Genomic DNA, 12,899 nt, shown 5'->3' with positions numbered 1-12,899 from the left:
GTGGGGCGAACACTGAACTTCTTGCAGCGGGCCAACTCTATATCCATACAGGCGCCCACGCTGCATGACTACAGGGACATTGGGCGTGAGGACAGAGCGCGAGTATGATCAGTTACTGGTCGAGCGGGTGCAGGCCGGCGACAAACGGGCATTTGATGTGCTGGTATCGAAATACCAGCGCCGCTTGATGCGCCTCGTGTCGCGCCTTGTGCATGACCCGGCGGAGGCCGAAGATGTGGTGCAGGAAACCTTTATCAAGGCATACCGGGCGCTGCGCCATTTTCGCGGTGAGGCCGCCTTTTATACCTGGCTGTACCGCATCGGCATCAATACGGCCAAGAATTATCTTGTCACACAGGGGCGCCGCGCCGCCACGTCCAGCGATACCGACGCCGAGCAGGCGGAGTCCTTCGATGATGGCAATAAATTGCGCGACAACAATACACCCGAATCGGTGCTGGCCAGCAAGCAGATTGCGGCCACCGTCAATGCGGCCATGGATGTACTGCCCATCGAATTGCGCACGGCCATCGTGCTGCGCGAGATCGAGGGCCTGAGCTATGAAGAAATATCGGAGATCATGGCGTGCCCCATCGGCACCGTGCGCAGCCGGATTTTTCGCGCGCGCGAAGTGATTGCGGAGAAATTGAAACCGTTGCTGGACATGCCAATTGACAAGCGCTGGTAATCTGGGAGTATGAGGTTGGCATGGCTGTGTCCGGTTTCCGCACCGATCCCTTTGAAATGGCAGGACCCATCATGGATACGCATACACGATTGCACGAGACTATTTCCGCCCTGGCCGATGGCGAGCTGGCGGCGAGCGAACTCGAACTGGCTTTTGCCGCCCTTGACACGGATGAGGGGCGGCAGATCTGGGATGCCTATCGCCATATCGGTGACGTGCTGCGGTCGGAGCAGTGCGGCCATGCACTGAGCGCCCAGTTCGATGCGCGCCTGGCCCGCCGCCTGGCCGCCGAGGCGGCGCCTGAGGGGCCGGCTGCCCATGCCGAGCCGCTGCTGCCGCTGTCCGCCGCCATCGTGCCGCCGGGCACTGCCGAGCCGCTGGAGGCGGGGCCGCTGGCGCAGCGCTAAGAGGCTGTTCGCCATCTTATGCCAGGCTTAACGTTCCCGTCGCCCTCTTGACACTGGCCTTCGGTACGATTGACACTGTGCGCAGGCAATATCTTGCTTTTGCGATATATTGTTGCTGCCATGCGCGCTGCCGGGTGTGTTTGCCCCCGGGATTCCGTCGTGACGGCCAATCATGCACGCAGGCAATAGTCTGATCCGCAGTTTGATCCGTTTCTATATTCGAGAAGATCTTTTCCATGAAAAAAAACATGTGTGCTGCCAGCAAGTCGTTTTCAGTGAAGACGCTTTCCGCCTTATTGTTCGGTACGGCTGGCGTCTTTTTTGCCCCCTCCATGCTGGGCCTGGCGCCACAGGCGCAGGCCGCCGTGCCGGCCGTGAAATTGCCTGATTTCTCGGACCTGGTCGACGCCGTCGGCCCGGCCGTTGTGAATATCCGTACCACCGAGCGCCTGAAAATGGGTGGCGCCGGCAGCCAGGATGAGCAGGAAATGCAGGAATTCCTGCGCCGCTTCTTTGGCGGTGCCATGCCGACGCCGCGCCAGCAGGCACCACGGGGCGGCCGCCGCGCCGTGCCGCAGGAGCAGGAAGTGCAGCGCGGTGTCGGTTCCGGCTTTATCATCTCGGCCGATGGCTACGTGCTGAGCAATGCCCACGTGGTCGACGGCGCCGATGAAGTCTACGTGACCCTGACGGACAAGCGCGAATTCAAGGCCAAGGTGATCGGCGCCGATGCGCGGACCGACGTGGCCCTGCTGAAAATCGAGGGCGGCAACTTGCCGCGCCTGACCATCGGCGACTCCAACAAGATACGTGTGGGCGAGTGGGTCATCGCCATCGGCTCGCCGTTCAACCTGGAAAACTCGGTGACGGCTGGCATCATTTCCGCCAAGTCACGCGACACGGGCGACTATTTGCCCCTGATTCAAAGCGACGTTGCCGTCAATCCCGGCAACTCGGGTGGTCCGCTGATCAATATGCGCGGCGAAGTGATCGGCATCAATTCGCAGATCGCTACCTTGTCCGGCGCCTACAATGGCATTTCGTTTGCCGTGCCCATCGATGAAGCCATGCGCGTGGGCGAGCAGCTGAAAAAGACGGGTAAAGTCGTGCGCGGGCGCATCGGCGTGCAGATCGGTGAAGTGAGCAAGGACGTGGCGGAATCGCTGGGCTTGCCGAATGCCAAGGGCGCGCAAGTATCGATGGTGGAGCCGGGCGGTCCCGCTGACAAGGCGGGTATCAAGCCGGGCGACATCATCCTGAAATTCAACGGCGCTCAGATCGAGCGCTCCTCCGACCTGCCGCGCCTGGTGGGTGGCGCCGCCGTCAACGGCAAGTCCACGCTCACCGTGTGGCGCAAGGGGGCGCAGCAGGACATCCCCGTCACCGTCGTCGAGCTGGAAAGCGAGAAAACGGCGAAGAAGAGCGCCAAGGAGCCGGAAGCGCAAGCCGTCAATGCCCTGGGGCTGAAGGTCAGCGACGTGCCGGCCGCGAAGAAGCAGGAACTGAAGATCGACGCGGGCGTGCAGGTCGACGAGGCCGATGGCGTGGCGGCCCTGGCCGGCCTGCAGCCTGGCGATGTGATCTTGCAACTGAATAACGTTGCAGTGAAAGACGCCAGGCAGTTCAATGCCCTGGTCGCCAAGCTCGATCCGAAGAAGACGTCGGCCTTGCTGGTGCGCCGTGGCGACGTGGCGCAATTCGTTTCGCTGCGCCCGTCGGCGAAGTAACTATGTGATCATCCCGCATTCCGGCCGCGGCCGGGATGCGGTATCCTGCCCGTCATGCACTTCACCCTCTATTCCCGCAGTTATTGCCACCTTTGTCAGGACATGCTCGACGCTTTGCTCCTGCTGCAGCCGCCCGGAAAACCGTTCACGGTGGACGTGATCGACATCGATGCATCGCCCGACGCCTCGCTGCTGGCCCGTTTCGATGAGCTGGTGCCGGTGCTGTTCGGCGACCTGGCCCAGCCCGAGCTCTGCCATTATTTCCTTGACGAGGCGGCCGTGCGCCGCTGCCTGGTGTAGTTTGATTGTCAATATTAACACTGCATTGCACCATTCTGGTGCTGAAAACAGCCGAAAATGTCGGCTTGCCCCGGTGTCGGCCTCATAAGACGGGCTTTCTACTCTGAAATCCGGTAAAATGGGGAGGTCGAAAAAGCTACTGTCCGAGGCAGCAGCTTCTGTCGCTTCAAAAGCGCTCGCCTGGGCATGCAGATGTCCTGCTCGGAGCGCTTTTTTCATCATGAGTGGGGTGCCCGGTTTTGGCCCGGCTTGGCCCGAGCATGATCCCCATGATTCCTGTTAAAGCAGTGTCGTCACTCGCACATATATTAGTTAATGAACAACATACGCAATTTCTCCATCATCGCCCATATTGACCACGGTAAATCGACCCTGGCTGACCGCATCATTCAATTGTGCGGCGGCTTGTCCGACCGCGAGATGGAGGCGCAGGTGCTCGATTCGATGGATCTGGAGCGCGAGCGCGGCATTACCATCAAGGCGCAAACGGCGGCCCTGCACTACAAGGCGCGCGATGGCCAGATCTATAACCTGAACCTGATCGATACGCCGGGCCACGTCGACTTCAGCTATGAAGTGTCGCGCTCGCTGTCGGCGTGCGAAGGCGCGCTGCTGGTCGTGGACGCGTCGCAAGGCGTGGAAGCGCAAACGGTCGCCAACTGCTACACGGCGCTGGACCTGGGCGTGGAAGTGGTACCCGTGCTGAACAAGATCGACTTGCCGAACGCGGATCCGCCGAGTGCGATTGCCGAGATCGAAGACGTGATCGGCATCGATGCGGGCGACGCCGTGCATTGCTCGGCCAAGACGGGCTTTGGCGTGCTGGACGTGCTCGAGCAACTGATCGTCAAGGTGCCGCCACCGAAGGGCGACCCCGATGCGCCGCTGCAGGCGCTGATCGTCGACTCCTGGTATGACGCCTATGTGGGCGTGGTCATGCTGGTGCGCGTCATCAACGGTACCCTGAAACCGAAAGACAAGATTCGCCTGATGGCCACTGATTCGGTGCAGCTGGTGGAAGACATTGGCGTGTTTTCGCCACGTTCGCAATCCTTGCCGCAATTGTCGGCAGGCCAGGTGGGCTTCATCATCGCCGGCATCAAGGAATTGAAGGCGGCGAAAGTGGGCGACACCGTCACCCTGGCCAACCGTCCTGCCGCCGCGCCATTGCCTGGCTTCAAGGAAGTGCAGCCGCAAGTGTTCGCCGGCCTGTTCCCCGTGGAAGCGAACCAGTACGACGCGCTGCGCGACTCGCTGGAAAAGCTGAAACTGAACGACGCGGCCCTGATGTACGAGCCGGAAGTGTCGCAGGCGCTGGGCTTCGGCTTCCGCTGCGGCTTCCTGGGCTTGCTGCACATGGAAATCGTGCAGGAGCGCCTCGAGCGCGAATTCGACATGGACCTGATCACCACGGCGCCAACCGTGGTATACGAAGTGATCCAGCGCGACGGCACCATGATCAACGTCGACAACCCGTCGAAGATGCCCGATCCGTCGCGCATCGAGGAAGTGCGCGAGCCTATCGTCACGGTCAATCTGTACATGCCGCAGGAATATGTGGGCTCCGTGATCACCTTGTGTATCGGCAAGCGCGGTATCCAGATGGACATGAGCTACCACGGCCGCCAGGTCAAGCTCGTGTATGAAATGCCGATGGCCGAGATCGTACTGGACTTCTTCGACCGCCTGAAATCGACGTCGCGCGGCTATGCCTCGATGGATTACGAGTTCAAGGAATACCGCGCAGCCGATGTGGTCAAGGTCGACATGCTGATCAACAGCGAAAAAGTCGATGCGCTGGCCATCATCGTCCACCGTTCGAACAGCCAGTACCGTGGCCGCCAGGTGGCCGCCAAGATGCGCGAACTGATCCCGCGCCAGATGTTCGACGTGGCGATTCAAGCGACCATCGGCGCGAACATCATTTCGCGCGAGAACGTAAAAGCCTTGCGCAAGAACGTCTTGGCCAAGTGCTATGGCGGCGACATCAGCCGCAAGAAGAAATTGCTGGAAAAACAAAAAGCGGGTAAGAAACGCATGAAGCAAGTGGGTTCCGTGGAGATCCCGCAAGAAGCATTCCTGGCAATTTTACAAGTGGATGGTTAATCAATGAACCTGCAAGTGATTTTAGGAAATTTCGCTTTAATCCTGTTCGTGCTGATGGTGTTGACGGGCCTGGTCTGGTGCCTCGATGTGTTTTATCTGTCCAAGCAGCGCCGCAAGGCGGCCGACCGCGCCCTGGCTGAATTCGATGCGCGCCAGTCCAAGCTGGCCGCCGAGGGCATCAAGTCCGATGCCGGCGGCAGCCGCGCGAGCATCGAGGCGGCCCTGTTGCGCCAGCCGACCTGGGTCGAGTATTCGGGCAGCTTCTTCCCCGTCATCGCGCTCGTGTTCTGCCTGCGCTCGTTCTTGTACGAGCCGTTCAAGATCCCGTCGAGCTCGATGGTGCCGACCTTGCTGGTGGGCGATCTGATACTGGTGAACAAGTTCACCTATGGTATTCGTCTGCCCATCGTCAACAAGCGCATCATTGAAGTCAACGATCCGCAGCGCGGCGACGTGATGGTGTTCAAGTATCCGAAAGATATGTCGCAAGACTATATCAAGCGTGTGATCGGTGTGCCCGGTGATAAAATCACCTATGAAAACAAGCGCTTGACGGTCAACGGCAAGGAAGTGGCATACACGCCGCTGGACGACTACCTGGACGATGAAAGCACGGTCTACCACAAGCAGCTGGAAGAAAACCTGACGGGCGTGAGCCACCGCATCCTCAACGACGAGCCTGCTCCAACGTTGAACTTGCGCGAAGTGAAGGATTTCCCCCACAAGGATGCGTGCGACTACAACGAAGACGGCTTTACATGTGTAGTGCCACAAGGCAATTACTTCATGATGGGCGACAACCGCGACAATAGCGCGGACAGCCGCTACTGGGGCTTCGTGCCGAACGAGAACATCGTCGGCAAGGCTTTCCTGGTGTGGATGAACTTCAGCAATCCGAAACGAGTGGGCGGCATACACTAGGCCGTCCCTATGGCAGCCGCGCCGATTCCCCGCGCGGCGGCCAGCCGAATTACTCAGATGACACAGAAACAACAATGAATCTTCAGCTATTGCAAACCCGTTTAGGCTATACGTTCCAGGATGCTGGCCTGTTGCAGCAAGCCTTGACGCATCGTAGCCACAGCAGTTTGCATAACGAGCGGCTGGAATTCCTCGGCGACTCCATCCTCAACTGCGTGGTCGCTTCCATCCTGTACGAACGCTTCAAGTCCATCGACGAGGGCGATTTGTCGCGCCTGCGCGCCAACCTGGTGAAACAGCAGTCGCTGTATGAAATCGCGCAAAAGCTGGAATTGTCGCAATTTTTGCGCCTGGGCGAAGGCGAACTGAAATCGGGCGGTTTTCGCCGTCCATCGATCCTCGCCGACACCCTGGAAGCCTTGCTGGGCGCCATCTTCCTCGACACGGGCTTCGATGCGGCCAGCACGGTGATCCGCGCCTTCTACATCCCCATCCTCGACTCGGTCGATCCGCAAACCCTGGGCAAGGATGCCAAGACCCTGCTGCAGGAGTTTTTGCAAAGCAAGAAAATTTCGCTGCCACAGTACAACGTGGTGGCTACCCACGGCGCCGCCCACAGCCAGGAATTCGAGATCGAATGCCTGGTGCCGAAATTGAACATCCAGGTTTACGGCCGTGGCGGAAGCCGCCGCGCCGGTGAGCAAGCCGCCGCCAAACTGGCGCTGGACGTGGCCGAGCAGGCGCTGCTGAAGTCGCCTGCCGCCAGCCGCAAGCCCAAACCGCGCGCCGCCCAGCTCAAGCTGGCCGGCATTGCCACCATCCAGAGCGACGACGCGCAAGCCCCGGCTGCACCGGCGATCGCCGCTCACACTAAACAGAATCGACACTAGCATGACAGCCACCAAAATGCCCGACAACTTCCGCTGCGGCTATATCGCCATCGTGGGCCGCCCGAACGTGGGCAAATCGACCCTGATGAACGTGCTGATCGGCGCGAAGGTCAGCATCACTTCGCGCAAGGCGCAAACCACGCGCCACCGTATCACGGGCATCCAGACGGTGCCGGACGCGCAGTTCATCTACGTCGACACGCCTGGCTTCCAGACGCGCCACTCGAACGCGCTGAACAAGACGCTGAACAAGACCGTCACGAACACCCTGATTTCCTCGGACGTGATTTTGTACGTGATCGAGGCGGGCACGTTTGGCCCGGCCGACCAGCAAGTGATGGACCTGCTGCCGAAGGAAGTGCCGTGCATTCTCGTCATCAATAAATCGGACCGCGTGAAAGACAAGGCCGTGCTGCTGCCGTTCGCGCAAAAGGTCGCCGCCATGCGCGACTTCGCCGCCATCGTGCCCGTCTCGGCCAAGCTGCACTTCCAGCTGGAAGGCTTACAGAACGAAATCAAACGCTTCCTGCCGGAAAACCAGCCGATCTTTGGCCCGGACGACATCACGGACCGCAGCGAGAAATTCCTCGCCTCGGAAATCGTGCGCGAAAAACTGTTCCGCTTTGTCGGCGACGAACTGCCGTACACGAGCACCGTGCTGATCGAGAAATTCGAGCAGGAAGGCGATCTGCGCCGCGTGTTTGCCGCCATCCTGGTCGAGCGCGATACGCACAAGTCCATGATCATCGGCAACAAGGGCGCGCGCCTGAAGGAAGTCTCCACCCAGGCCCGCCTGGATATGGAAAAGCTGTTCGGCGGCCCCGTGTACCTGGAAATCTGGGTCAAGGTCAAGTCGGGCTGGGCCGACAACGAGGCGGGCTTGCGCGCCTACGGCTACGAGTAATCCGCAACCCGGGGGCGACGCCACACGCATGAGCACCACCACGCCAGCGCTGCACGATCCTGCGCCAGCCTCCATCGTTGTCCCCGCGCCGGTGGCCATTGCGCCGCCGGCCGCAACTCCCGCATCCGCCGCGCCCCGGCGCAGCCGTCCGCCCGCGCGCGACGGGAAGGTCACGGGCCAGCCCGCCTTCGTGCTGCACAGCTATCCGCATAAAGAAACCAGCCTCATCGTCGACGTGTTTACACGCGAATATGGCCGCATCGCGCTCGTCGCCAAGGGCGCCAAGCGGCCCCATTCGCAGTTGCGCGGCGTGCTGCAGACGTTCCAGCCGCTGCAGGCGGGCTGGACGGGCAAGTCCGAACTGCGCATCCTCACGGGAGCCGAGTGGGTAGGGGGCATGCTGCCGCTGGAAAAGACCGCCTTGCTGTGCGGCTTTTATCTGAACGAATTGCTGGTGAAACTGCTGGCGCGCGACGACCCGCACCCCGTCCTGTTCGACCACTACGTTGCTACCTTGAATCAACTGGCGCACAATGAGCCGCCGCCCATCGTGCTGCGCAAGTTCGAGCGCGCCCTGCTCAAGGAAACGGGCGTGGCGGCCGACCTGACGCGCTGCACGGGCACGCGCCAGGCCGTCGATGCGGGGCAGGTGTACGTGGTCGACCCGGAACGGGGACCGCGTCCGGCGCGCGCCGCCGACGCCTGGCCCAAGATCACGGGCAAGACCCTGCTCGACATGGAGCGCGAAGATTATCTTGACGTGGCCACGCAGGCGCAAAGCAAGCTGCTGATGCGTTTTTTGCTGGCCCATCAACTGGGTGGCGCCACCTTGAATACGCGCCAGATACTGATCGATTTAATGCAGCTGTAATAGATTTCAGCACTTTACGGACACCATCATATGAGCTTTTTGCAGCCTTCCGGCCCCGTCATCGACCTGGGCGTCAATATCGACCACGTGGCCACCTTGCGCAATGCGCGTGGCACCGCGTATCCGGACCCGATCCGCGCGGCTCTGCTGGCCGAACAGGCGGGCGCCGACGCCATCACCCTGCATTTGCGCGAAGACCGCCGCCACATCAAGGATGCGGACGTCATCGCCATCGCGCCGCAATTGCTTACGCGCATGAACCTGGAAGCGGCCGTGACGCAGGAGATGATCGACTTCGCCTGCCGCATCCGTCCCGCCGACGTCTGCCTGGTGCCGGAAAAGCGCACGGAAGTGACGACGGAAGGGGGGCTGGACGTGGTGCGCTATTTCAAGGAAGTGCAGGCGGCCGTGCAACAATTGCAAGGCGAGGGCATCCGCGTGAGCCTGTTCATCGATGCGGACGAGCAGCAGATTGCCGCCGCAGCTGAATTGGGCGCGCCCGTGATCGAGCTGCACACGGGCCGCTATGCGGACACGCAAGGCACCGAGCAACTGGCCGAGCTGGAGCGCATCAAGGCGGGCGTGCTGTTCGGCGTGGGCCGCGGCTTGAAGGTCAACGCGGGCCACGGCTTGCATTACACCAACGTGCAGGCGATCGCCGCCATTCCCGATATTGCGGAACTGAACATCGGCCACGCCATCGTCGCGCATGCCGTGTTTGTCGGCTGGGAAAACGCCGTGCGCGAAATGAAGGCCATCATGGTGGCAACGCGCCTCGCCGGCAAGGCATAAGCGCGCACAAAGGAGGTAGCATGATCTACGGCATCGGTACCGATATCTGCAAGATCCCCCGCATCGAGGCGGCACTGGCGCGCCATGGCGAGCGGTTCGCGAAAAAGATACTGGGGCCGCAGGAGCTGGAAAAATTCCGCGCCCGCAGCGCCAAGAATGCCGTACGCGGCGTGCGCTTTCTGGCCACGCGCTTCGCGGCCAAGGAGGCGTTTTCCAAGGCCATCGGCCTGGGCTTGCGCATGCCGATGACCTGGCCCGCCGCGCAGATGCTGAACCACCCGAGCGGCAAGCCGATGATCGTCTGCAGCGGCGTGCTGGCGGAGTTCATGGAGAAAAACCGCCTGAGCGCGCAAGTGACGATCAGCGATGAAGAAGAGTATGCGGTCGCGTTCGTGATCGTGGAGCAAGCAGATGCCGGGGTCAGACCCGGCGGGTCTGACCCCAAACCGAGCCAGCAATGACCGAAGCAAGCCCAGAATCTACCTTGGCGGAGACGCCGCCCGACCCACGCGCGCAGGTGCTGGCCACCGTCGCCAAGCTGCCGAACCTGCCCGGCGTGTACCGCTATTTCGACGCCGCCGACAAGGTGCTGTACGTCGGCAAGGCGCGCGATTTAAAAAAGCGCGTCTCGAGTTACTTCCAGAAAAACCTGGCCAGCCCCCGCATCGCCATGATGGTTGAGCGCATCGCGCGCCTGGAAACGACCGTCACGCACAGCGAGGCGGAAGCGCTGATCCTGGAAAACAACCTGATCAAGGCGCTGCAGCCGCGCTACAACATCCTGTTCCGCGACGATAAATCGTATCCGTATCTGAAAATCACGAATGGCGATGCGCCGCGCATGGTGTATTACCGGGGCGCGGTGGACAAGAAAAACCAGTATTTCGGGCCGTTCCCCAGTTCCTGGGCCGTCAAGGAATCGATGCAGATCCTGCAAAAGGTGTTTCTCATCCGCACCTGCGAGGACAGTGTCTACGCGAACCGCACGCGGCCCTGCCTGCTGCACCAGATCGGCCGCTGCAGCGCGCCGTGCGTGGACCTGATCAGCAAGGAAGACTACAAGAACGACGTGGAAAACGCGGCGCGCTTCCTGCGCGGGCGCCAGAGCGAAGTGCTGGCCGACCTGGAAAAGAAGATGCATGCGTTTGCCGCCGAGCTGAAATTCGAGCAGGCCGTGGTGGTGCGCAACCAGATCGCTTCGCTGTCGCGCGTGCTGCACCAGCAAAGCATGGAAACGACGGGCGACGCCGACGTCGACATTATCGCCGTGCTGGTGCAGGGCGGACGCGCCTGCGTCAACCTGGCCATGGTGCGCGGCGGACGGCACCTAGGCGACCGCGCGTATTTCCCCAGCCAGCTCAGCGATGCGGCGGCGATTGCCGAGGAAGCCATCGAGGTGGAAGTGCTGGCCGCCTTCCTGGCCCAGCACTACACGGAAAAATTCATTCCCGGCACCCTGATCCTGAATATCGAATTCGATCAGCCGGCCCTGATGGTGGCGCTGATGGAGCAGTGCGGCCACCGCATCAACCTGATTTTCCAGCCGCAGGGACAACGTCGCCAGTGGCTGGAGATGGCGCAGAAGGGCGCCGAGATTTCGCTGGCGCGCTTGTTGTCCGAGCAGGGGTCGCAGCAGTCGCGCACGCGCGCGCTGGCCGAGGCACTGCGCCTGGAAACGGAAGATCTCGACAGCCTGCGCGTCGAGTGCTTCGACATCAGCCACACGCAGGGCGAGGCGACGCAGGCCTCGTGCGTCGTGTTCTATCACCACGCCATGCAGAACGGTGAGTACCGGCGCTACAACATCAACGACATCACGCCCGGCGACGATTACGCGGCCATGCGCCAGGTCCTCATGCGCCGTTACGAAAAGGTGGCGAATGGCGACGGCGTCATGCCGGACGTTGTCTTGATCGACGGCGGCAAGGGGCAGATCGAGATGGCGCGCCAGGTGTTTGCCGAGCTGGGACTCGATATCAGCTTGATTGTCGGCGTGGCGAAAGGAGAAGGGCGCAAGGTGGGCCTGGAAACCCTGCTGTTCGTCGATGGCCGCGCGGCGCAGGAACTGGGCAAGGAATCGGCGGCCCTGATGCTGATCGCGCAAATCCGCGACGAGGCGCACCGCTTTGCCATTACCGGCATGCGCGCCAAGCGGGCCAAGACGCGCCAGACCTCGCGGCTGGAAGAGATCGAAGGCATCGGCGCCAAGCGCCGCCAGAAACTGCTGTCGCGCTTTGGCGGCTTGCGCGGCGTGGTCGACGCCAGCGTCGAGGACCTGATGTCAGTGGAGGGGATTTCCACGCAACTCGCGGAAGAGATCTACAAGCAATTACATTGATGGATCAATGGCCTGGTCCGGTGTTGCGGCAAGCGGACTAGGCTAATACCCCTGGGCCATGTAGACTAGTGGCGCTTTCTTCATACTTTCTTCATATTCAATTTACCCGTCGGCCGATTGCTCTCTTATGCCTTTTAATATTCCCATCCTTCTGACCTGGCTGCGCGTGGCCCTGATTCCGCTTGTCGTCGGCGTTTTTTACCTGCCGCCGTCGATGCTGCTGCATGGCGACCAGAACCTGGTTGCCACCCTGGTCTTCATCGTTGCGGCCGTGACCGACTGGTTCGATGGTTTCCTCGCGCGGCGCTGGAACCAGACGTCGGCCTTCGGCGCCTTCCTCGACCCGGTCGCCGACAAGCTGATGGTGGCGGGCGCCTTGCTGGTGCTGGTGCAACTGGACCGTGTCAATGCCGTGCTGGCCTTCATCATCATCGGCCGCGAAATCACGATTTCCGCGCTGCGCGAATGGATGGCGCAGATCGGCGCATCGAAATCGGTGGCCGTCAGCTCGATCGGCAAGATCAAGACGGCCGCGCAAATGACGGCCATTCCCTTGCTGCTGTACCACGAAGTGATCTTTGGCGCGATCGACACCCACGTGTGGGGCGAAAAACTGCTGTGGATCGCCTGCGTGCTGACGGTGTGGTCGATGTTCTATTACTTGCGCCTGGCATGGCCGCTCATCAAGGAAAAGGCCGATAACCTGCATTAAGGCCGCTCCGCCTAGCTACTGCGCAGCGCACTCTCGCGTCTCCGTTGCTCGCTGTACCTTCGTACAGCTCCGCTACTCAACACGATATTGCGCTTGCTCGCTACGCTATTCGGAGGACCTTAAGACGGTATTGGCTACTTTCTGCGGAATATTTTGCAAAACACCAGATATTGCCCGTTGACAGCCCCTGTAATCCCTCTATAATGCTGGCCTGTTGTTGATGACGCGGGAGTAGCTCAGTTG

At 61.1% G+C, this 12,899-nt stretch carries 13 protein-coding genes; all 13 read left to right on the top strand.

The genetic code is table 11. From position 1 onward, the window contains the following. The first annotated feature begins 64 nt into the window (after positions 1-64). The 13 genes from rpoE (at position 65) to pgsA (ending at position 12,656) form a co-directional block, all read left to right on the top strand. Complete coding sequence (gene rpoE / locus SKZ59_RS20535; RefSeq protein ID WP_034749631.1) at positions 65-688, top strand: RNA polymerase sigma factor RpoE; 624 nt, start codon at positions 65-67, stop codon at positions 686-688. Between the two features lie 71 nt (positions 689-759). Beyond that, on the top strand, positions 760-1,095 hold the full coding sequence (locus SKZ59_RS20530; protein WP_319992803.1) for a sigma-E factor negative regulatory protein: 336 nt from the start codon (positions 760-762) through the stop codon (positions 1,093-1,095). 236 nt (positions 1,096-1,331) lie between these two features. Beyond that, positions 1,332-2,822, top strand: coding sequence for a DegQ family serine endoprotease (locus SKZ59_RS20525; protein WP_413774582.1), 1,491 nt, complete (start codon positions 1,332-1,334; stop codon positions 2,820-2,822). A gap of 54 nt (positions 2,823-2,876) precedes the next feature. Beyond that, the gene (locus SKZ59_RS20520) at positions 2,877-3,122 is read left to right on the top strand and encodes a glutaredoxin family protein (RefSeq protein WP_046683970.1); all 246 of its coding nucleotides are present in this window, start codon (positions 2,877-2,879) and stop codon (positions 3,120-3,122) included. A gap of 315 nt (positions 3,123-3,437) precedes the next feature. Further along, complete coding sequence (gene lepA / locus SKZ59_RS20515) at positions 3,438-5,228, top strand: translation elongation factor 4 (RefSeq protein WP_034749621.1); 1,791 nt, start codon at positions 3,438-3,440, stop codon at positions 5,226-5,228. A gap of 3 nt (positions 5,229-5,231) precedes the next feature. Next, entirely contained in the window at positions 5,232-6,149 is a 918-nt protein-coding gene (gene lepB, locus SKZ59_RS20510) for a signal peptidase I (RefSeq protein WP_058051300.1), read from the top strand. Positions 6,150-6,223: 74 nt separating this feature from the next. After that, positions 6,224-7,039 (top strand): ribonuclease III, encoded by an 816-nt coding sequence (rnc, locus tag SKZ59_RS20505; RefSeq protein ID WP_034749615.1) that lies wholly within the window; start codon positions 6,224-6,226, stop codon positions 7,037-7,039. A gap of 1 nt (position 7,040) precedes the next feature. Then, positions 7,041-7,943, top strand: coding sequence for a GTPase Era (era, locus tag SKZ59_RS20500; protein WP_046683972.1), 903 nt, complete (start codon positions 7,041-7,043; stop codon positions 7,941-7,943). A 28-nt stretch (positions 7,944-7,971) separates the two neighbouring features. Beyond that, positions 7,972-8,814, top strand: a complete 843-nt coding sequence (recO, locus tag SKZ59_RS20495; protein ID WP_319992802.1) for a DNA repair protein RecO — start codon at positions 7,972-7,974, stop codon at positions 8,812-8,814. Positions 8,815-8,844: 30 nt separating this feature from the next. Then, entirely contained in the window at positions 8,845-9,606 is a 762-nt protein-coding gene (pdxJ, locus tag SKZ59_RS20490; RefSeq protein WP_319992801.1) for a pyridoxine 5'-phosphate synthase, read from the top strand. Between the two features lie 20 nt (positions 9,607-9,626). Continuing rightward, positions 9,627-10,067 (top strand): holo-ACP synthase, encoded by a 441-nt coding sequence (gene acpS / locus SKZ59_RS20485; protein WP_051991009.1) that lies wholly within the window; start codon positions 9,627-9,629, stop codon positions 10,065-10,067. Then, positions 10,064-11,944 carry an excinuclease ABC subunit UvrC gene (gene uvrC / locus SKZ59_RS20480; protein ID WP_319992800.1) on the top strand — a complete coding sequence of 627 codons (1,881 nt, stop codon included), beginning with the start codon at positions 10,064-10,066 and terminating at the stop codon, positions 11,942-11,944. Before acpS ends, uvrC begins: the two co-directional genes overlap by 4 nt. Before the next feature lie 127 nt (positions 11,945-12,071). Further along, entirely contained in the window at positions 12,072-12,656 is a 585-nt protein-coding gene (pgsA, locus tag SKZ59_RS20475; protein WP_319992799.1) for a CDP-diacylglycerol--glycerol-3-phosphate 3-phosphatidyltransferase, read from the top strand. Positions 12,657-12,899: the final 243 nt, after the last annotated feature.

It is taken from the genome of Janthinobacterium sp. GMG2 (assembly GCF_033949445.1).
Taxonomy (GTDB): Bacteria; Pseudomonadota; Gammaproteobacteria; order Burkholderiales; family Burkholderiaceae_D; genus Janthinobacterium; species Janthinobacterium aestuarii.
Note: the sequence above shows the minus strand (reverse complement) of the source record. Positions and strands in the feature narration are given on the sequence as shown.